Raw genomic sequence first — 21,301 nt, forward strand, 5'->3', positions numbered from 1 at the left:
AAATCAACAATACTCCATTCATAGGCGTCATATAGAATCTAGATTCTATTTAACTCCCTGCTTTGCTTGGGAATGAATAATATCTTGAATTTTATGGGCGATTTGCATAGCCCTCATGCCATCGTCTTGATTGGGGCGATTGCCATTTACAGATGGCATATTCTTACACATATTCACAAAGTCTATGAGTTCTGAAAGTAGCGATTCTTGTCCTCTTACCTCAATAGTCTCGGTATTTGCGCTAATTGAGACATTATCCAATCGCTGCTCGACACTTTGCTTATCCACAAATACTTCTTTGCGCAACAAATTACAATCAATATACTCACTTTCTGTAGTGATACTAATTTGCCTGCGGCGCTTTTCGGTAATGCGACTGGCTACGATATTGGAAAATGAGCCATTAGTGTGGATAATGCACGCTCTAGCATACTCTATCATATCGCCTATAACCACGCCATGCGCGTAAATATCCCGCACATCGCCATTTATGCTTAGAGCCAAATCCACATCGTGTATCATTAAATCAATCACCACATCGCAGTCTGTAATGCGCGAACTCATCTTATTTGTGCGGATAAAATCAATATTAATAATCTTATGATTATTGTGTGCCAAAATATGCTTAAGTGTCAGTACTGCAGGATTGTAACGCTCAATAAAGCCTACTTGTATATTTAAGTGCTTTTCGCGCGCGAGATTAACAATAACTTGCGTAGATTCTAAAGTATTAGTGAGGGGCTTTTCAACAAAAATATTTTTGACATAATCGCTCACTTTATTTATGTAATCAAAATGCGTAAAAGTGGGCGTTACGATAATAGCACCATCGCAGCTTTTTAAATCTGTATCAAGATTTTCTAGTATTTTAATATCAAAGGCTTTGCTTAAACTTTGGCATAATTCTAGGTTTGTATCATACAAAAAGGCAATTTCTACATTTTTGAGCATGTTTAAGATTCTCAAATGATTTTGCTCCATTTTGCCTATGCCAAAAAGGGCTATTCTAATTGGCTTATCCATTGACTACCTCTATCACTCGTGCTTGCTCCTCGTCTGTGAGGAATGGGCTAAATGGCAGGGATAGAATCTCATCGCACACCATTTCGCTTATGGGGAAATCCCCTCTCTTATACTGATACTGCTTGCAGACCACTTCTTGCAAGTGCAGTGCAATAGGATAATGCACCGCGTATGGAATCTTGGCTTTTTCTAAAGATAGTATGAGTTGTGAGCGATTTTTAGCGCGGATAGAATACTGCGCATACGCGCTTATATTGCCCTGTGCAATAAAAGGCGTGATGACATTTTTGAGTGAAGTATTGTATATTTGGGCAATTTTTTGTCTTTTTTGTATTTCATCATCTAAAAATTTAAGTTTCACGCTAAGCACTGCTGCTTGGAGCGCATCAAGGCGCGCATTAAGCCCTATAAAGCTATGCTCGTATCGCTTTGTTTGACCATGATTAAGCAAACATCGTATTTTATGCGCTAGAGCATCATCACTTACAAAAACCGCCCCACCATCGCCATAGCAGCCCAAAGGCTTGCTAGGGAAAAAGCTTGTTGTAGCCATGGGACTTGCATTGCAAGATTTAACAAGCTTGCCATTTTGCATTTGGCTTGCTCCAAAGCTTTGCGCACCATCTTCAATTACAGCAATATTATGCGCTAGGGCAATGGCATTAATGCTTGCCATATCCGCCATTTGCCCAAAAATAGACACAGGGATAATCGCCTTTGTGCGTGGAGTAAGCGCAGCGGCGAGCTTTGTGCTATCAAGATTGTAGGTTTTCTCATCAATATCTACAAACACGGGCTTTGCGCCCAGTAGCATAATTGCCTCCACACTTGCAATAAAGCTAAATGGAGAAGTGATAATTTCATCGCCTGCTTTTACCTCAAGTGCCAAAAGTGCTAAAATAAGTGCGTCTGTCCCACTGCTGCAAGCAATAGCATGCTTTGAATCTGTATAAGCAGCTAGGCTAGATTCTACATCTGCCACCGCACTACCCATAATGAATTGCGAAGAGTCTAAGACTGCTTGTATGGCTGTGTCAATTTGTGCTTTGTAATGCTTATACTGCGCTTTAAGATTAATAAATTCCATTGCTTACCCCACTATAAAAAGTGGCATATCATAGCAAAATACGCTAAACAACGCCTACTCCGCTTTATCCACGCAAGCCACAATCTCTCGCGCAATCTCCACAGGCGAGCCTCCTCCACCTACGACATATTTGGCCTGCTTTTCGTATATATCTTTGCGCTCATGATAAAGTCTTCTTGCCTTTGTCATATCCGCAAAAAGCGGTCTTTGCTCCCTTTGTCTGGCATTTAGCCGCTCACAAATTTGCTCAAAGCCCACATCAAGCCAAAACACACGCCCCAAATAACTCACATCATTATAAATAGGCATACCTCCGCCTGTGGCAATCACAGCATTTTTGACATTAGCAGAAATCCACAAAATCAGTTGAGATTCTATACGACGAAACCCACTCTCCCCCACAGATTGAAAAATCTCCCTCACACTTTTGCCCATATTCTGTTCAATTAAGTTATCTGTATCAAGCAAAAAACGCCCTCCAAGTAGCGCAATCTCCCTGCCGATGGTGGTTTTCCCACTGCCCATAAAACCAATTAAGACAATATTTTCCAAATTTACTCCAAAGTAATCACAAATCCATCGCGTTGAGGCGTGATAATATGCTTATAGCGCCCATCAAGCCCTATGGAGATTCTATAAAATCCCTCATGTGTGGATATTTCCGCATCGCTAAAATACTTTTTGTTGAGCGTAATTTTTTGATGCTCATTATTTGTTACGCCCTCAATATCAAGCACGAGCCGATAAGGCTCTGGCAAAACAAAATCGCGCAGCATTTTTTTGCGCGTGGCGATAAAAATAGCGCTTTGATTAACTACAAGTTCAAATTCGCCTAACTTAAAGCGATTTTCTGCGCTGTATTTCGCACCTTGAGCTTTTTGGAGTATTGACAAAGGGTAGTGCCAATCAATGCTCTCATCAAGCTGGATAGTTTTCTGCTCAATGGAGCCATCAAGGTTTTGGTAAGTAATTTGCACATTTTTTAAGATTCTAGCTGTGCTAGGCAGGACAAAATCAATGCTTGAAAGTGGCTCTTGATGTAGGCTTGGCGGCTTATGCTCTTCTGCTTTTGGTGTAATCACAGATTGAAAAGGATTTTCTCTAGCAACAAGCAAGCCCGCACAAAGCCATAAATATATTAATTTCTTCACGGCTTTAGTCCCCTTAATTCAAAAATTTGCTTTTGTAAGCGCGCGTTTTGCTCCTCTATGCCTTTAGCTTCCTGCACAAGGTGCTTTTTTTGTGCCTCTAATCGCATAAGCACCTCAACAGAATTACTGCCAAAGAGCAAATATCCTACATAAAGCCCCACTAACGCTAGCACGCCAAACACCACCAGCCACACGCGGTTGGTGTAAAAAAAGCGCGTTAATTTTGAGGGCTTTGCTAGTAGTTCTTGCGTATCAAGGCTCATGCATGCCCTCATCTTTTAAGTAAAGTTCTACCAATGTACTCTGTATCGCTCACTTCTCGCTCAATTTCAAGCAGTCGGTTATATTTTGCGATACGCTCACTGCGCGCTGTTGAGCCTGTTTTAATCTCGCCTGTATTAAGTGCTACAGCAAAATCAGCGATAAAGGCATCTTCACTCTCTCCGCTACGATGGCTCATTACGCATTTATAATTATTGCGCTGTGCTAAACGCACGCTTTGCATAGTTTCACTCACGCTGCCAATTTGATTAGGCTTTATTAAAATAGCATTAGCGATATTTTTATCAATGCCCTCTTGCAAGATTTTTTTATTTGTTACAAATAAATCATCGCCCACAAGCTGAATCTTATGCCCAAGCTTTTGGGTAAGGAGCTTCCACCCCTCCCAATCATCTTCGCTTAGCCCATCTTCTATAGACACAATGGGATATTTTGCCACCAGATGCTCATAATACTCAATCATACCCGCGCTATCAAGCACTTTGCCTTCTCCTGCGAGATTATATTTCCCACCTTTTTCCACAAGCTCACTGCTAGCGACATCAAGCGCGATAGCGATTTGCTCTAGCGGCTTATAGCCCGCTTTTTCTATGGCTTTTAGGATAACTTCAATAGGCTCTTCATTATTTTTTAAATTAGGGGCAAAGCCGCCCTCATCGCCAATGCTAGTAATATGCCCGCTATCTTTTAAGATTACTTTAAGATGATGATAGACTTCAGTTGCGGCGCGCAAGGCTTCAGCAAAGCTATCAAAGCCAAGAGGCATAATCATATATTCTTGAAAATCCACCGTATTATCGGCATGACTGCCTCCATTAATAATATTGAGCATAGGCACTGGTAATGTAAGCGCATTGCTCCCACCCAAATATCGATATAGAGGCAATCTCAAAGATTGTGCGCTTGCTCTAGCAATCGCCATACTCACGCCCAAAGCCGCATTTGCGCCAAGTTTAGAATAATTATCCGTGCCATCAATTTTTTTTAGAATTAAATCAATTTTGCTTTGGTCATAAGGAGAGACACCATTAAGCTGCGTAGCGATTTCTGTTCTAATATTCGCACAAGCATTAAGCACACCTTTACCTAAATACCGCTCTTTATCGCCATCGCGCAGTTCTAAAGCCTCTCTTTTGCCTGTGCTTGCCCCACTTGGCACGATAGCAGCTGCGCGCGTGCCATCACTTAGCCTAACCATTGCCCTAACGGTGGGATTACCCCGACTATCTAGCACCTCATGTGCGTCCATTGCTTCAATATATACCATAACTCACTCCTTCAAGTAACATATTTATAGAATCTACACTTCAGATTCTGGCTCATCTGGCAAAGGTAAAATCTCATCTTTAGAGCCAATTTGCTCTTTAATCTTTGCTGTAATCTCTTCAGCCAAAGCCTTATCTTCTTTCAAAAGCAGCTTTGCATTCTCGCGCCCTTGCCCTAGCTTTTTGTCATTATAACTTAGCCACGCACCGCTTTTATCGATAATATCAAGCTTAATGCCATAATCAATAATCTCACCCTCCTTGCTAATGCCCTCACCAAACATAATATCAAATTCAGCCTCTCGAAATGGCGGAGCTACTTTGTTTTTGACTACTTTTGCCTTTGTGCGATTGCCAACTTGCTGTTCATTTTGCTTTAAAGTAGCAATGCGGCGCACATCAATGCGCACACTAGCATAAAATTTTAGCGCGTTGCCCCCTGTAGTTGTTTCAGGGCTGCCATAGCCCATTGTGCCAATTTTCATACGAATTTGATTAATAAAAATTAATGTCGCATTCATTTTATGCAGCACGCCTGTAATTTTGCGCAGCGCATGGCTCATAAGGCGCGCTTGTAATCCTACATGCTGGTCGCCCATATCGCCCTCAATCTCTGCTTTTGGAGTAAGGGCTGCTACAGAATCTATAACGATTAAATCCACAGCCCCGCTGCGTGTGAGTGTTTCTAAAATCTCTAATGCCTGCTCGCCTGTATCAGGCTGGGATACAAGCAGATTTTCTGTATCCACGCCCAAACGCTTTGCATAATACACATCTAGGGCGTGCTCTGCGTCAATAAAGGCGCAAATACCGCCATTTCTTTGGCATTCTGCAACAATTTGCAAGCTTAGCGTTGTTTTGCCGCTAGATTCTGGACCATAAATCTCAATAATCCTTCCTTTAGGCACGCCGCCAATGCCCAAAGCCATATCAAGCCCTAGCGAGCCTGTGGAGATACTATCGATTTTCTCTACTTGTTTATCGCCTAAGCGCACCAAAGCACCCTTGCCAAATGCTTTATCGATTTGCTTGAGGGCTAGCTCTATTGCCTTTTGCTTTTTCTCATCTACCATTGTTATCCTTTTTGTGAATTACAAAATAGCGAGATTTTATCTAAGTTTGACTAAATTAACCTTATAATTTTGCGCAAAAATAGAGAGGATAAGTGATGCTAAGTGTCGCGCATAGCCCTGATGCAGATGATTTATTTATGTATTATGCCATTGTTTTTGGGTGGGTAGATTCTACAAACTTACGTTTTAGCAATGTTGCAAAGGATATTGAGAGTTTAAATGTTGCAGCCATACGCGGTGAATATGATATTAGCGCCATTTCATTTGCCCTATATCCGCATATTGCGCAAGATTACGCGCTTTTGCGCACGGGAGTGAGCTTTGGCAATGGCTATGGACCAAAACTTATTAAGCAAAAAGGTAAAAGTTTAAAGCAACATTTTAAAGTCGCGCTAAGTGGGCAGCACACGACAAATGCGATGATTTTTAAAATGGCGTATCCTCATGCGCGCATTATTTATAAGCATTTTCTTGATATAGAATCTAGCGTGTTAAATGGCGAGGTAGATGCGGGCGTGCTTATTCATGAATCTATTTTAAACTTTAGCCCTAAGCTTGAGGTGGAAGCTGAAATATGGGATATTTGGCAGGATTTAAATAAACAAAATCTCCCCTTGCCTCTAGGCGGTATGGCTTTGCGCCGCTCTTTAACGCTCACAACTGCCATAGAATGCGAGCAAATGCTCACAAAAGCTGTGCAATTAGCTGTGCATAATAAATATATCCTTAGTCAAATGTTGCTTGAGCGAGGCATTATCCGCGTGAATGAACAAGAGCTTGAGACTTATCTTAATCTTTATGCCAACGCAGATTCTATATCCATGAGTGAAATCGAGCTGCGCGCGCTAGATAAGCTGTTTGAGCTAGGGTATAATGCGCACTTTTATCCGCAGTGTATAAATGCACAAGATTATCTTATCCCTACAGAATACACCTCTTTGCGTTTTACATAATGTCACATAATGCCACGCTGTTGCCTTGTCTCAAAAAAAACTTCATTTTCAAAGGTTTTACATTCACAAGCCCCGTTTTAGCTTTAAAATCCTATCGCGAGGCTCTTTTATAGAATCTACCTTTAAGAAGCAAAGTTGAGCGGCGTAAGAAATGATAGAATCTACTTTTTAAGCGATTGTCTTTGATAGGGCGCGATTTGCTTGCGGTAGATTCTAAGCAGGGAGATAAAAAGTGCTGTAATGGCTGGACCGATGATAATTCCCCAGAATCCAAAGCTTGTAAGCCCGGCTAAAATAGCAAAAAAGATGAGTAGTTCATTAATATGCACCGAAGTTTTAAGCACTTTTTTATTGATAATGCCTATGAGGAATGGCTTAATGATATTATCAATAATCACCGCGCACACAATAAGCGCATATAGGGCGATGATAAGTGCATTTTGCGTATTGCCCAAATAAAATTCATATCCAGCCAAAGGCAGCCACACTAGCCCACCGCCAACTATTGGCACGATTGATGAAAGCCCATAGAGCATACCAAAAAACACTCCATCATAGCCAAAAAACGCTATCATCACGCCAAAGGCAGCACCCTGCAGGATAATATTTACAAGCGAAGTGTAAAACACCACTTTAACTACGCTAGTTACTTCATCAAGCACATCTGCGGTTTGGATATTATCAAAAGGTATAAGCTCCATAATGTATTCATACGCCTGCTTGCCATAGAGAAAGAAAAAGAATAAAAATACCACAATAAAGCCCGTATCTATCATAAAATCTAGGCTTGATTTGCCAAGCTGTGAGCTGAAATTAAGCATATAGCTTAAAATCGATGAAGCAGAAATGCTGCTTAAAATATCGCGCAATTTAGATTCTATCTCTGGAAATGAAGTGAATAAGGATAGAATCTGCTCCTTGCTCCCATCAACAAATGCGCTAAAAGCAGTGGGATTAAGCTCGGTGGCTGTAGAAATAGTGGTTTTTATCAAAAAAAAGAGCGGCACCACAAGCAAAAGAATGAGAAAGCATACGCTAATAAGCGCGCAAATGGAAGGGTATTTAATGTATTTTGAGAGCCAATTATTTAAGCCATAAGTAGCGATATAAAGCAAAAAGGCAATAAGAATATCCATAAGATATGCCGCATATACAAAATACATCACATACGCGCTTACGCCAAACACTATCCAAAAAAATGTCATTGCTTTCACTCTTGCTCCTTGCGCGAATAAATAGGCAAAATTGTAGCAGATTCTGTAAATAATCGCATATTTTTTACAAAAAATTGAAAATACAATATGTATTTGCAAAAAAGTAACATTGCTCTATATTTTTTGCAATATTTTTAAAATACATATTGTAATCTTATTTTTTTGTGATAGTATCCCTTAAAATTTATTTTCAAAGGATACAACATGGCAAATTTACCTCATAATAATTTTTCACAAGACACACTTGCGTTACACGCGGGCTATCATTATGATTCACAGCGCACAATGAGCGTGCCAATCTATCAAAGCACAGCTTATAGTTTTGAAAGTCTCGCTCAAGCCGCTGCACGCTTTGGTTTAAAGGAATTAGGCAATATCTACACGCGTTTATCTAATCCTACCACCGATGTGCTAGGCGCGCGCTTAGCAGCAGTAGAGGGGGGAGTGTTTGGCGTGCCTACAGCAAGCGGAACGGCAGCTATTTTTTATGCGATTGTTAATTGCGCGCAAGCGGGCGATAATATCGTGTATGCTAATAAAATTTATGGCGGCACGCAAACGCTTTTTGTGCATACCTTGAAGCGATTTAATATAGAGGCTAGGGTGTTTGATATTGATAATATCGAGGCTAGTTTAGAATCTGCGATAGATTCTAACACAAAGGCTATCTTTTTTGAGAGCATTTCTAATCCTCAAATTAGTATCGCTGATACAGAGCTTATCACGCGCATTGCTAAGAAACATAAAATCATTAGCATTTGTGATAATACCGTTGCTACAGCGTTTTTGCATAAGCCTTTTGCCTATGGTGTGGATATTAGCGTGCATAGTTTGAGTAAGTATGTAAATGGGCAAGGCAGCGCGCTAGGTGGGGCAATCATAGAGCGTGCGGGCTTAAATGAGCTTATTAAAAATAATCCACGCTATCCAGCGTTTAATACCCCTGATGAAAGCTATCATGGGCTTATCTATGCGGATTTGCCCTTGCCTATTTTCAGCATTCGCATTCTTACAGAGTGGCTAAGGAATGTGGGCGCGACACTCTCTCCACATTCTGCGTGGATTTTACTGCAGGGCTTAGAGACTTTAGAGCTACGCATAAAGCGGCATTCAAGCAGTGCGCTTAAAATTGCAGAATTTTTAGAATCTCACCCAAAAGTGAAAAGCGTCTCCTATCCCGCACTCTCAAGCAATCCTTACAAAAAATTGCTTACAAAATATTACACAGATGCGCAAGCCTCTGGGCTTATTAGCTTTGAGGCTAAAAGTTTTGAAGACGCGCAACACATTTGCAATAGCACGCATATTTTTGCTATGGTGGTAAATATTGGCGATTCAAAATCGCTCATCATTCACCCTGCCTCCACGACGCATTCTCAACTAAGCACTCAAGAGCTGCAAAGCGCTGGAATTACGCCCTGCACGGTGAGGCTAAGCATTGGTTTAGAATCTGCAGATGATTTAATCAATGATTTAAAGCAAGCCTTAGGTTAGATTCTATAAATTTCCGCGCTGTTGCTTTTTGTAAAAAAGCCGCGCGGTCTTACAATTTCACGGCAAAGCCGCGAATTTGTGCCCTCAAAGTATAAAGTTATAGCTGCTTTAAGCATCTATCAACTTGTTTTTTGAGGTTAGATTCTATAAATTGCCGCACATTTAATCACATAGGAGCGATTATGCCACTTGTCATACCCGAAGATATACCCGCTTATACATTTTTGCACCAAAATGCGTTTATTATGGGTGCCAAGCGGGCGCAACATCAAGATATTAGAACATTAGAAGTATTAATCATTAATTTAATGCCAAGCAAAATTGAAACAGAAAATCAGATTCTATCACTACTTGCTAATTCGCCCCTGCAGGTGAATATCACGCTGCTTGCTACGGCTAGTTATATCGGCACAAATACGCCAAGAAGCCATTTGGAGCGATTTTATGTAAATTTTAGCGATATTAAGGGGCGTAATTTTGATGGCGCTATTGTTACAGGCGCGCCCATTGAGCATTTAGCATTTGAGGAAGTTGCCTACTGGCAGGAGCTTTCTCACATTATGGATTATTTAAAGCTGCATTGCACAAGCACGCTCTATCTCTGCTGGGGCGCAATGGCTGGGCTGTATCATTTTCATAAAATTGCAAAAGTCTCCCTGCCTCAAAAGATTTTTGGCATATTTTCTCATTATATTGTGCAAAATGATTTACTCCTTAGCGGCTTAGATGAAATCATTAAAATCCCTCACTCAAGGCATTCTGGCATTGATGAGGCACAGGCTAGAAATTCTGGGCTTAAAATCTTGCTAGAAGGCGATATGTGCGGCATTAGCGCGCTGAAAGATGAGAAAGATTTTTTTATCCTAGCCCACCCCGAATATGCCAAAAACACGCTTTTATTAGAATATGAGCGCGATAAGCAAAAGGGCTTAGAGATTGCGCCTCCGCTGCATTATTTAAACGATGAGGGCGTGCCTGTGCTTACTTGGAAATCAAGTGCGAGTATGATTTTTTCAAATTGGCTTAACTTTTCTGTGTATCAAGATTCTCCTTTTATTTTATAATAACCTTTTGCTTTTTATAAATTTGAAAGGATAAATATGGCGCATTTAGCGGGTTTAAGCCATTTGGAGCAAGGCATAAGGGTAAAGGATATATATGAGCTGTGCGATAGCATTTCGCCCTTTCACACGCAGCAGTCATGGGATAATAGCGGCTTAAATATTGGTAGTTTAGATTCTGTATGTGAGCAAATAGTGGTGTGCCTTGAAGTGAGTATGCCCCTAGCGCACGCACTAAAGCCAAATACGCTAGTTATTAGCCATCACCCCTTGCTTTTTCGCCCGATAAATACCTTTGATACACAATCCTATCCGTGCAATATCGCTGCTATTTTAGTGCGCAAAAACTGCACGCTTTTAAGCCTGCATACGCATTTTGATATATCTCATCTTAATGCCTACCTTACGCATAATGTGCTGCAGTGGCGGGATTTTGTGCAAGATAATTTTTTTATGTATGGCACACTGCCGCCACAGCCATTGCATAAGCTTGCCCAGTATGTGCGCACTAAACTTAATAGCGAGCATATAAGTTATGTTGTGGGCGATGATGTGGCGCATTTGGGCGTAGATTCTATACAGAATCTAAAAGCACATAAAGTGAGTGAAATTTATGTCGTATGCGGCAGTGGCTGCTCGCTACTCTCTCACATTAAGCCTAGCGCGGAAGTTTGCTTTATCACAAGCGATGTAAAGCACCATGATGCGATGATTGCTAAGAGTATGGGCATAAGTCTTATTGATATGGGGCATTATGAGAGTGAAAAGTATTTTGTAGAAATTTTTAAATCTATTTTGCAAAATGCAGGATATAACGCTATAATTGCGGACTGCAAAAATCCATTCTGTGTTTGCTAGATTCTATAAACCACAAAGGAAACCCATGAATAAGCATTTAGAAGAACTCATACAAGTAGCTAATCTTGATAAGCAAATTGATGACTTAGAGCCTAAGATTCACCAAGTGCGCCATGAGCTTGATGAAAAAATTAAGCAAAAAGAGAAGATTATTAAAACCACCCAATCGCTCAATCAAGAAGCCCATAGTATTGACCTTGAAATCGCTCATCATGAGCGCAATATCCAAGATGCCTCCACTAAGCTTGAGCAGATTGCCAAAAAGCAAAAAGAAGTCAAGACAGAAAAAGAAATGCGCGCTTTAGATGTAGAATCTGATATTGCTAAAGAAAATATGACGCATTCAAATAATGAAATTGCCCGCCTTGAGGCGCTAAAGGCTACTAAACTTGAGGAAAAAAACTCCTTTAGCCCAAAGCTTGAGGAGTTAGAGGGCTTAATCAAAGGGCTTGAGGAAAAAACGCAAAGCCAAGTGCAAGAGATTAAAAAAGCCCAAGAGGAGCTATTCCACCAAAAAGAAGCGCTTGTGGCTAAAATGGATAGCAAAATCACTAGTTTTTATGCCAAAATTAGGCGTTGGGCGAAAAATACAAGCGTAGTTTCTGTGTTTAAGCAAGCCTGCGGAGGCTGCTTTATTAAGCTTAATGACACGATTTATAATGAAATTTGTAAGGGCAATGATATTATTAACTGCCCACATTGCGGGCGAATCCTCTATATGCCAAAGCCACAAAAAGCGTCTAAAAGCGAAGAAAAGGCAAAAGCAAAGGCTTAGACAAAAATGGCGCGAGTATCTCATAAAAAGCACATTTCTGCGCCCACTTTCCCATTTTTTTATTTCCTATCATGCTTGCTGCTTTATGTGCTTGCCTTGCCGCTTTTATTTGCTAGCTCGCTGCGCCCAAAGCACAAGTATTCTCTCCCAGCGCGCTTTTTCCCTCCGCAATGTTTAAAAGGGCTAGATTGCGAGCCACATTTGTGGTTTCACGCCTGCTCATTTGGCGAGATAAGGTCTTTAGAGCCCATTATTAAAGCCCTAGATTCTATAAATCATACAGAATCTACAGAATCTAAGCGCACTATTTTAATCACCACTATCACGCACACAGGCTTTGAGGAAGCCAAAAAACTCTATCAAAGCCCAGATTCTAAAATCCGCGTATGCGTGCGCTACCTGCCTTTTGAAATATTTCTGCCCTTGTGGATAAAGTCTTGTCGCCATCTCCAAGCGCTCATCGTTACAGAAGCGGAGATGTGGAAAATGCTTTTTTATGTGGGCAAAGTGTGCAAGGCGCGCACATTTCTTATAAATGCGCGCATTTCTAATCGCTCGCTTAAAAGTTACCAGCGCTTTAAAGGATTATATGCAAGCATTTTTGCGCTTATTGATGAGGTGCTAGCCCAAAGCCAGATGGATAAAGAGCGGCTAGAGGATTTGGGCGCTAAACATATAAGCGTCTTTGGGAATCTAAAAACGCTTAATACCCCAGTGCTTAGCGCTCATTACACTAAGCCTAAGCGCATAGTTTTTACAGCGGCAAGCACGCATAGGGGTGAAGAGAAGCTCATTTTGCAAGCCTTTCAAAGCCTTTATGAGCGTTATCAAAATACAGAATCTAAGCCGCTCTTGCTCCTTGCACCGCGCCACCCGGAGCGATTTCAAGAAGTCTATGAAGTAGCCCAAAGCTTTTATCCGCGCACGACACTTTTTTCGCAAACAAACTTAGAGCCAGCCCATGAAGTTATCTTAATTGACGCGCTAGGCGAGCTTAATAATCTCTATGCTATAAGCGATGTAGTCATACTTGGTGGGAGTTTTGTGCAAAATGTAGGCGGACATAATCCGCTTGAGCCAGCATTTTTTCACACCAAACTTATAAGCGGGGAGCATATTTTTAACCAATACGCGCTTTTTGAGGCGGTTACAAACTATGTGCTAATCCCACCACAGAGCCTTAAGGACACACTTTTGCGATGGGAGCAGCTGCCTCAAAGTGCGTGTAATCAGGCAAGTAGCGATAAACTTTCTACACTTATACATAAAATCACCCATACATAGAATCTGTGAGGGGAATTTATGAAAGATATTGCAACTGATAAAGCCTACAAAGTCCTAGCGCGCGCGCATAATCTCTCGCATAAAGAAGCTAAAAGCCTCATTGATAAATCCCTCGTGCTAAGCGGAGGGAGAAAACTGCACATCGCGCGCCTTGAAATCCCAACAAACAGCACTTTTGAGATTCTAAAGCCCCCAAAGCCGCATATTATTTTTGAAGATGAGCATATTCTAGCTATCAATAAGCCGCCGTTTATAGAATCTTATGAGTTAAGCGATATGTTTGCGGGCTGGACTTTACTGCACAGGCTTGATAGAGAGACAAGCGGAGTGATTTTACTCATTAAAGACAAAAGTGAGTTTGAAAAACAAGCAAAGCAAGCCTTTAAAAATCAAGCTGTGTATAAAGAATATATCTGCCTTGTGCATGGTATGCTTGCAGATTCTATAACGATTAATAAACCCATTTCCACCATAAAAAAGGGCTTTGCCAAATCGCGCATTGATAAAAATGGGCTAAGCGCTAGCACGCAGCTCACTCCCCTTAGCATTATAGGTAAAAAAACGCTTTTGCAAGCTATTATCCACACTGGGCGCACGCACCAAATCCGTGTGCATTGTCAAAGTATCAATCACCCCATTTTAGGCGATAGAATCTATGGCAAGCCTGATAGCGCCAAACGCCTTATGCTACACGCGCACAAAATCGCGCTTTTAGGGTATGAGTTTAGCGCGCCATTGCCCAAAGAGTTTGATTAATGCTTTTATTTTATTCGCATGGATTTCACTCTAGCCTTGATTGCGAGGCATATAAGCGCTTATGTGTGGGCTTAAACATTGCGCCTAAGCAAGTTATTTATGATAATGGCGGAGACTTTAGCCTAAATTTAAATCATTGCGCGCACCAGATTCTATCCGTGCTTAATGCGCGCAACGATTTTGGCTTCATTGGCAATTCCTTGGGCGCATTTTATTTGTGGCAGCTAAGTTTATTTGCTAATTCGTTAAATTTGCCTTTGCCTCGCTATTTAGTGCTTTTTAACCCCGTGCTAGAGCCACTAAGCCAGCTTAAAAAATACATTGACAAACCACAAATGAATGCCACCACACACACGCCCTTTACTTTATCGCGCGCGCGGTGGGAGAGCTATGCACTTGCCCTGCGCACGCCATTGCCTAAAAGCATACAATGCTATGTGGTGTTATCTAAAAACGATGAACTTATCGATGTAGAGCTCTCCCGCGCTTATTGGCAGCAGTATGCGCATATCATAGAGCATGAGGGTGGGCATGTGATTGCAGATTTTGCGCCATTTTCGCACTTACTTTCACCATTACTTACAAAATAATAATTCAGCATATTTTAAGGAAAATTTGTAACAAAATACAAAAAAATTTTAAATTTTTAGACTTTCAATACTCATTCTTATCTTTTTTATGAAAAAATTCGCACTTTAAATCTTTAAAAAGTAAGATTTTCGTAAAGGAGTTGTAATGAAAGTGAAAAATTTAGCCCAAACTGCGCTAACAACTTTTGTGTTAGCAACTTTTGCTCTAGCGGATAGTATTACCCCCCCCCCGCTAAAAGAAAATACGGAAAATGATGGGGTGGAGCGCACTTACACATTGGGGAAAATTGTAACCACTGCTAAGGGGACAGAGCAGTTATTAAAGGACGCGAGCGCGTCTATTACGGTGATTAGTAGGGAGGATTTGGAGAATAAGCCACATCGCGATTTAGCCGAAGCCTTAAGCGATATTCCCGGGGTGGATATATCAAGCGAGCAGGGCAAAGTAGGGGGATTAAAGGTAACTATACGCGGACTTCCTAGCCAATATACGCTTATCCTTATTGATGGCAAAAGACAGAATCCAGCAGGCGATATGCACACAGATAATCCCGGCTGGGCGCAGACAGATTATGCCTTTATGCCGCCTTTAAGCGCGGTTGAGCGCATTGAGGTGATACGAGGACCGATGAGCACGCTCTATGGGAGCGATGCCATTGGTGGTGTGATTAATATCATTACTAAGAAAAATATCGATAAATATGGGCTAAGCTTAGGTTTAGAGACGATACAAAATGAAAATCGCGACTTTGGCGGCACTTACATCGCCAATGCCTTTAGCACGATTCCTATTATTAAAGACACTCTAGGATTGCAATTGCGCGGGCGGTATTTATTCCGCGAGCCAAGCGATGTAACTTATAGTTATATCGACATTCAAGGCGTGCCACAAACAGGCAGCCCACGCTACACAGGTAGCCCTACAAAGGCTCATACTTACGATGTGGGCGGACGGATTTTATATAATCCTAACGCAAATAACCATATCTATTTTGATGTGCAGGGCGGGCAGCAGTGGTATGATAATAGTAAAGGGCAGCTAGGCGAGATAGAATCTTACGCGAATAATGGCAGATATCGCGGTCCTGCGAGTAATATGCCCACTTATGTCGTCTATCGTAATAACTATATCCTTGCGCACAAGGGGATATATGATAAATTTAGCGTAGATAATTCTATTCAATTTAACCAAAGTTGGAATTATGGGCGCAGAGTGTCATACATAAGCCCTATTAATGTAGGTCAAAACCGCGACATACAGGGCAAAGATGTGCTTTTAGAATCTAAGGCATTTATCGATATGGGCGAGCATAATTCGCTAAGCGTTGGTGGGAGCTATTATTTTACTTGGTTTTCGGATAAAATCGCGCCAAATGCCTTTAATAACCATATCATCGCGCTTTTTGCAGAAGATGAGTGGGATATTACAGAATCTTTAAAGCTCACTCTTGGCGTAAGAGAGGACTGGAGTGCGCGCTTTGGCTATCATACTTCGCCTAAGGCGCATTTGATGTATGAGGCTATTGAGGATTATTTGATTTTTAAAACAGGCTTTGCTATGGGATATAAAAATCCGGGGCTAAATCAACTCGTAGAAGGCGTGTATGGCGTGAATTCCACAGGCACAGGCGCGCGCTATGGGAATCCAGACCTAAAGCCCGAGCAGAGCTGGAATTACGAGTTTAGTATCTTAAGCGGTAATGATTACTATGATGCGGGTGCGACTTATTTTTACACATTCTTTTGGGATAAAATTGATGTGAAAGGGCTGCCAAATAACCAAGCTTCCACACTCTGCAATGTTACCTCCTGCTCATAAGCGGTAAATGTAGATGAAAGCTACTTGCAAGGGGTGGAGCTTTTCACTTCGCTTAAAAATATTTATAACTTTAGCCTTGATACAAGTTACACTTTTATAGATTCTAAACAGCTAGAAAATACGCAAACGCCAAGCCTAAAAGGCTATCCATTAAGCGATGTGCTAAAGCATAGAGTGAATGCGCGACTAGGCTATAACATTAAATTTAAAAACGCACAGAATCTATTTATGTATGTGCGCGGTGAGTGGCAAGGGGAGCGATTCCGCGGTTGGGACCCGGTTAGAAACTATCGTAGCATTGCTGTAATGGGTAATTATTATAAACCATTTTTCTTGCTTGATGTGGGCGCGACTTATCGCTTTAATGAGCAGTGGAAGCTAAACTTTGGCGTATATAATCTTTTAAATAAAGACTTTGCAGATTTTAGGGAATACTATAATGTAAATGGCACAGATACCAATCGCCAAAATATGTATGCCCTGCTTTATGAGGGCAGGCGATATTGGCTAAGCCTTAATATGGACTTTTAGAATAACAATAAATAGCGCAGCGCAAGGGTTGAAAATCCACTGCCTAGCGCTAGCTCAAAGCGATGTGTATTATCAATCACCACACTTCCACCTAGCCGCACATCAAAGCCAATGCTTGCAGGAGCTGTGTAAAACCAATCATTGCTAAAGACTTTTACATATCCTAGCCCAAGCCCGCCAAACACGCCCCACACGACTTTATCTTGTGGATTAAAATCAAATAAATAATCCGCGCCAATGGAAGCAAAAAACCCACCATAATTATATGAGCGACCAAAATAGCTATAGCCAATGGAAGTGTAGTTGGCATTAAAAAATCCGCGAACGCCGTGTCTAAATTGATTTGCAATATAATATTCTTTTGGAAAATAATGCTGATAGCCCGCCATAAAGCCAACGCCATAATCTCCTAAGCCACCAAGTCCAATTTCGCCTCCTATAAAGATTTTATCATCTTTGCTTTTTTCTGCAGCATTTAACGACGCTGTGGCCATAAAAACCCCTAGCAATAACGCTCCAAAATAGCGCGTATGTTTCATATAAACTCCTTTTTTGTCTTTTTTAAAGTAAGCGCGTATGGTATCGTTTTTTTTTTTTTGTAAAGTCAAGGGATAGTTATTAATATGTGTTACAATTTTGGCTTTATTTTTCCACGATAAGGCGCGCTGAATGGATTCTTATGAATATAGCAAATTGCTTAAAACCTTGCAGACAAAATGCGAGAATATTGCAAAAATTCTTAATCCCACCGCGCTCAAAGCTCGATTGCTTGAGATTGAAGCACTAGAAAATGATGAAGGCTTTTGGCAAGATGCGCAAAATGCTGCTAATATCACTAAGCAAAAGCGCCAATATGAGCGCACACTAGAGACTTATACCAATCTCAAAAATGAGTTAGATGACGCGCAAGAACTCTACCAAATCGCGCTAGATGAGGCAGATTCTAAAACTTTGGAGCTGCTTTTTGAGCAAAGCGCACTTTTAGAGAAACACACTCAAAGTGTAGAACTCTCCACCATGCTTAATGGCGAGCATGATAGCGCAAATGCCATAGTTACCATTCAGCCCGGCGCAGGCGGGACAGAATCTCAAGACTGGGCAAGTATGCTCTATCGAATGTATTTGCGCTGGAGTGAGCGTAAGGGCTATAAAGTGGAGCTTTTAGACTATCAAGATGGCGAGGAGGCGGGCATTAAAGGCGTGGCGTTTTTGATAAAGGGAGAGAATGCCTATGGCTATGCTAAGAGTGAAAATGGCGTGCATAGGCTTGTGCGCATTTCGCCCTTTGATGCAAATGCTAATCGCCACACGAGCTTTGCTAGCGTGCAGATAAGCCCTGAACTTGATGATGATATTGATATTGTGATTGAAGATAAAGATATTCGCATTGACACTTATCGCGCAAGTGGCGCAGGCGGGCAGCATGTGAATAAGACAGAATCTGCTATCCGCATAACGCACACCCCCACTGGCATTGTCGTGCAGTGCCAAAATGATAGAAGTCAGCATAAAAATAAATCTACCGCGCTAAAAATGCTAAAATCAAAGCTCTATGAGCTAGAGCGCGCCAAGCTTGAAGATGCTAATGCTAATACAGATAAAAGCGAAATCGGCTGGGGACATCAAATAAGAAGCTATGTTTTAGCGCCCTATCGGCAGGTAAAAGATTTGCGCAGTAATTTTGCTACAAGCGACACTACTGCTGTGCTTGATGGCGATATAGATTCTATTATAGAATCTGTGATGATATGGCAGAACGCCCAAAAGCAGGAGCAAAATTAATTTGGAGTAATTTATAAATGAAGCAGCAATTCACGCGTGGCATTTTGGCTATGCTACTCTCATCTTTTTTGTTTGCGCTTATGAATGCTGAAGCTAAGATTCTATCCACAGATATGCCCTCTATGGAGATAGCCTTTTTTCGCGCATTCCTTATGGTGCTTATTTTGCTGCCCATTCTCATACGCAAACCTTTTAAAATGCCCTATCACAAAAAGGGCGGCTGGTGGATTCTCATAAGCCGCGCAATGTGCGGAGGGCTTAGTTTTGTGGCGCTTTTTTATAATATTGCTAGTATTTCTTTAGGCACAGCGAGCGCATTTGCACAAAGTATGCCTTTGTATGTGGTGGTTTTATCAATTATTTTTCTAAAAGAGCGCGTGCGCTTAAGTGTAATTATCTCCACGATTGTGGGATTTGTGGGAATTTTACTTATTTGCAATCCTAGCCTTAATAATTTGGGCATAGAAAATATTATCTTTGGTATCGCAAGCGCGCTATTTATGGCGATTGCATTTTTAAATTTGCGCGCATTAAAGGATTATTTTAGTTCATGGGTGGCTGTATTCTCCACAGGCGTGGCGATGAGCCTTATTTCACTTGTGGCAAGCTGGTGTGATGTGCCATTTTTTGACGCGCCTTGGGTTGTGCCTCAAGGTATGCAATGGCTGCATGTGGTGCTGCTAGGCGTGTTTGGCACGCTCGCGCAGCAGTATTTGACAAAGGCTTATATGATAGCACCTGCGGGGATTGTCGCGCCTATTGATTATACGCGCTTAGTTTTTAGCGTATTTTTGGGCGTGCTTTTAGGTGATAGCCTGCCAAATGCGCCTACAAGTGTGGGCATAATGCTTATTATCCTCTCCGGCATAGGCGTTGGCTTGCCCGTGCTGCTAGCAGACATTAGACGCCACAAACAAATGAGCCACAACAACACAAAGGATTAAGGAATGAAAAAGCAAAGCTCCAAAAATACAAAAACACAGAATCTAGCGCCACAAAAGCTAAAAGACATTTACACACAAGCCCTCAAGGCAAAATCTCGTTTAGAATCTATCCTTATCCCCACTCCGCTAAGTTATGCGCCTACACTCTCTCACATAAGCAAAGCAGAGATTTATTTAAAAAAAGAAAATCTCCAACTCACAGGCGCGTTTAAAATTCGCGGCGCGTTTAATAAAATCGCCGCTCTTGTAGAAGCCGCTACAGAATCTGCAAATATAGAATCTAGTGCTACAAAATCCGCTGTAAAATCTAGCGCGCCAAAACATAAAGCGCTAGATTCTGTAATCAAAGGTGTGATTGCTGCAAGTGCGGGGAATCACGCGCAGGGCGTGGCATACGCGGCAAAGCACTTTGGCATAAAGGCTGTGATTGTTATGCCTGAAGCCACGCCATTGCTAAAAGTAAGCGCGACAAAAGCATTAGGCGCAAAGGTCGTGCTAAGTGGGGATAATTATGATGAGGCGTATAAAAAAGCGCTAGAGTTAGCCAAGGAGCAGGATTTAACCTTTATCCACCCATTTGCTGATAGGGAAGTTATCGCTGGGCAGGGCAGTATCGCGCTTGAAATGATTGAGGAGTATAAGGATATAAGCGTGGTGGTCGTGCCTATTGGCGGGGGCGGGCTGATTAATGGCATAGGGAGCGTGTATAAGCATCTTTGTCCGCATGTGCGCGTGATTGGCGTGGTGGCAAGTGGTGCAAATGCGATGAAGCTTTCATTTGATAGCGCTAAAATTCAAAAGATAGAATCTGTGCGCACTATTGCTGATGGCATTGCTGTAAGAGATGTGAATATGGATAATTTTAAGCTCGTGCAGCAGTGTGTTGATGAGATTGTGAGCGTTGATGATGAGGAGATTGCTAATGCGATTTTATTTTTGCTTGAGCGGCAAAAGCTTGTCGTAGAGGGCGCTGGAGCGGCGAGTGTGGCAAGCGTGCTGCATCAAAAATTTAGCCTAAGTCCTAAGGATAAAGTCGCATTAGTGCTAAGCGGGGGGAATATTGACATTACTATGCTTAATGTCATTATCGAAAAGGGTTTGCTTAAATCTAATCGCAAAATGAGGCTTGAAGTGGTGCTTATCGACAAGCCCGGCAGCCTGCAGGGGCTTACAAATATTTTAAGCAAAGTAGATGCAAATATTGTGCAAATTGAGTATGATAGAACTTCTGTTATGCTTAAATATGGCGATGCGCTAGTTACTATGGCGTTAGAGACTAAGGGAGCAGAGCATAAGGAGCTTATCCGCAAGCAGTTAAGCGCGCATAATTATCATTTTAATGAAATCACTTAAAGTGCT

20 protein-coding genes and 1 pseudogene are annotated in these 21,301 nt (G+C 41.6%); 12 read left to right on the forward strand and 9 right to left on the reverse strand.

All coding sequences use genetic code 11. The annotated features are described in order from the left end of the window. Positions 1–45 precede the first annotated feature (45 nt). The 7 genes from LS71_RS01210 to recA are packed head-to-tail and all read right to left on the reverse strand — an operon-like array spanning position 46 to position 5,881. Entirely contained in the window at positions 46–1,023 is a 978-nt protein-coding gene (locus LS71_RS01210) for a Gfo/Idh/MocA family protein (RefSeq protein WP_034353175.1), read from the reverse strand. Continuing rightward, positions 1,016–2,110: a DegT/DnrJ/EryC1/StrS family aminotransferase gene (locus LS71_RS01215; protein WP_034353178.1), complete on the reverse strand. Its 1,095-nt coding sequence runs from the start codon at positions 2,108–2,110 to the stop codon at positions 1,016–1,018. Before LS71_RS01215 ends, LS71_RS01210 begins: the two co-directional genes overlap by 8 nt. A 54-nt stretch (positions 2,111–2,164) precedes the next feature. Beyond that, positions 2,165–2,662 carry a shikimate kinase gene (locus LS71_RS01220; protein WP_034353183.1) on the reverse strand — a complete coding sequence of 166 codons (498 nt, stop codon included), beginning with the start codon at positions 2,660–2,662 and terminating at the stop codon, positions 2,165–2,167. A gap of 2 nt (positions 2,663–2,664) precedes the next feature. Continuing rightward, entirely contained in the window at positions 2,665–3,261 is a 597-nt protein-coding gene (locus LS71_RS01225) for an AMIN domain-containing protein (protein WP_238700260.1), read from the reverse strand. Beyond that, on the reverse strand, positions 3,258–3,524 hold the full coding sequence (locus LS71_RS01230; RefSeq protein WP_034353189.1) for a hypothetical protein: 267 nt from the start codon (positions 3,522–3,524) through the stop codon (positions 3,258–3,260). Before LS71_RS01230 ends, LS71_RS01225 begins: the two co-directional genes overlap by 4 nt. 8 nt (positions 3,525–3,532) lie before the next feature. Next, entirely contained in the window at positions 3,533–4,810 is a 1,278-nt protein-coding gene (gene eno / locus LS71_RS01235; RefSeq protein WP_034353192.1) for a phosphopyruvate hydratase, read from the reverse strand. 33 nt (positions 4,811–4,843) lie between these two features. Then, positions 4,844–5,881, reverse strand: coding sequence for a recombinase RecA (recA, locus tag LS71_RS01240; RefSeq protein WP_034353196.1), 1,038 nt, complete (start codon positions 5,879–5,881; stop codon positions 4,844–4,846). 95 nt (positions 5,882–5,976) lie between these two features. On the opposite strand from recA, the gene LS71_RS01245 reads away from it, so the two are divergent. Beyond that, the gene (locus tag LS71_RS01245; protein WP_034353199.1) at positions 5,977–6,834 is read left to right on the forward strand and encodes a menaquinone biosynthesis family protein; all 858 of its coding nucleotides are present in this window, start codon (positions 5,977–5,979) and stop codon (positions 6,832–6,834) included. Between the two features lie 161 nt (positions 6,835–6,995). On the opposite strand, the gene LS71_RS01250 is transcribed toward LS71_RS01245, so the two are convergent. Further along, positions 6,996–8,039 carry an AI-2E family transporter gene (locus tag LS71_RS01250; RefSeq protein WP_238700307.1) on the reverse strand — a complete coding sequence of 348 codons (1,044 nt, stop codon included), beginning with the start codon at positions 8,037–8,039 and terminating at the stop codon, positions 6,996–6,998. Between the two features lie 213 nt (positions 8,040–8,252). Between LS71_RS01250 and LS71_RS01255 the strand changes: the two genes are divergently transcribed. The 8 genes and pseudogenes from LS71_RS01255 to LS71_RS01290 all read left to right on the forward strand — a co-directional run bounded on the left by LS71_RS01255 (position 8,253) and on the right by LS71_RS01290 (position 17,216). Beyond that, positions 8,253–9,542 (forward strand): O-acetylhomoserine aminocarboxypropyltransferase/cysteine synthase family protein, encoded by a 1,290-nt coding sequence (locus LS71_RS01255; RefSeq protein WP_034353205.1) that lies wholly within the window; start codon positions 8,253–8,255, stop codon positions 9,540–9,542. Between the two features lie 182 nt (positions 9,543–9,724). Further along, positions 9,725–10,606, forward strand: coding sequence for a homoserine O-succinyltransferase (locus tag LS71_RS01260; RefSeq protein WP_034353207.1), 882 nt, complete (start codon positions 9,725–9,727; stop codon positions 10,604–10,606). 36 nt (positions 10,607–10,642) lie between these two features. Next, entirely contained in the window at positions 10,643–11,461 is an 819-nt protein-coding gene (locus tag LS71_RS01265; protein WP_052057861.1) for a Nif3-like dinuclear metal center hexameric protein, read from the forward strand. 25 nt (positions 11,462–11,486) lie between these two features. Further along, positions 11,487–12,236 carry a zinc ribbon domain-containing protein gene (locus tag LS71_RS01270; RefSeq protein WP_034353208.1) on the forward strand — a complete coding sequence of 250 codons (750 nt, stop codon included), beginning with the start codon at positions 11,487–11,489 and terminating at the stop codon, positions 12,234–12,236. Between the two features lie 6 nt (positions 12,237–12,242). Next, positions 12,243–13,520 carry a lipid IV(A) 3-deoxy-D-manno-octulosonic acid transferase gene (waaA, locus tag LS71_RS01275; RefSeq protein WP_081946231.1) on the forward strand — a complete coding sequence of 426 codons (1,278 nt, stop codon included), beginning with the start codon at positions 12,243–12,245 and terminating at the stop codon, positions 13,518–13,520. Between the two features lie 18 nt (positions 13,521–13,538). Continuing rightward, entirely contained in the window at positions 13,539–14,276 is a 738-nt protein-coding gene (locus LS71_RS01280; RefSeq protein ID WP_034353210.1) for an RluA family pseudouridine synthase, read from the forward strand. Continuing rightward, complete coding sequence (locus tag LS71_RS01285; protein ID WP_034353212.1) at positions 14,276–14,866, forward strand: YqiA/YcfP family alpha/beta fold hydrolase; 591 nt, start codon at positions 14,276–14,278, stop codon at positions 14,864–14,866. The genes LS71_RS01280 and LS71_RS01285 overlap by 1 nt, the downstream gene beginning before the upstream one ends. 145 nt (positions 14,867–15,011) lie before the next feature. After that, positions 15,012–17,216: pseudogene (locus tag LS71_RS01290) on the forward strand (TonB-dependent receptor domain-containing protein). Here LS71_RS01290 and LS71_RS01295 read toward each other — a convergent pair. Then, positions 17,213–17,755, reverse strand: a complete 543-nt coding sequence (locus LS71_RS01295; RefSeq protein ID WP_034353214.1) for a porin family protein — start codon at positions 17,753–17,755, stop codon at positions 17,213–17,215. The pseudogene LS71_RS01290 and the gene LS71_RS01295 overlap by 4 nt on opposite strands. A gap of 130 nt (positions 17,756–17,885) precedes the next feature. Between LS71_RS01295 and prfB the strand changes: the two genes are divergently transcribed. From prfB to ilvA, 3 genes are read left to right on the forward strand one after another with little or no spacing between them, the layout of a single operon-like run. Next, positions 17,886–18,998 (forward strand): peptide chain release factor 2, encoded by a 1,113-nt coding sequence (gene prfB / locus LS71_RS01300; protein WP_034352199.1) that lies wholly within the window; start codon positions 17,886–17,888, stop codon positions 18,996–18,998. Positions 18,999–19,015: 17 nt separating this feature from the next. Next, positions 19,016–19,942 (forward strand): DMT family transporter, encoded by a 927-nt coding sequence (locus tag LS71_RS01305; protein WP_034352196.1) that lies wholly within the window; start codon positions 19,016–19,018, stop codon positions 19,940–19,942. A gap of 3 nt (positions 19,943–19,945) precedes the next feature. After that, the gene (gene ilvA / locus LS71_RS01310) at positions 19,946–21,295 is read left to right on the forward strand and encodes a threonine ammonia-lyase (RefSeq protein ID WP_081946207.1); all 1,350 of its coding nucleotides are present in this window, start codon (positions 19,946–19,948) and stop codon (positions 21,293–21,295) included. The last annotated feature ends 6 nt before the right edge of the window (positions 21,296–21,301 follow it).

Origin of the sequence: Helicobacter jaachi, assembly GCF_000763135.2 — a bacterium.
GTDB classification, from domain to species: Bacteria; Campylobacterota; Campylobacteria; order Campylobacterales; family Helicobacteraceae; genus Helicobacter_C; species Helicobacter_C jaachi.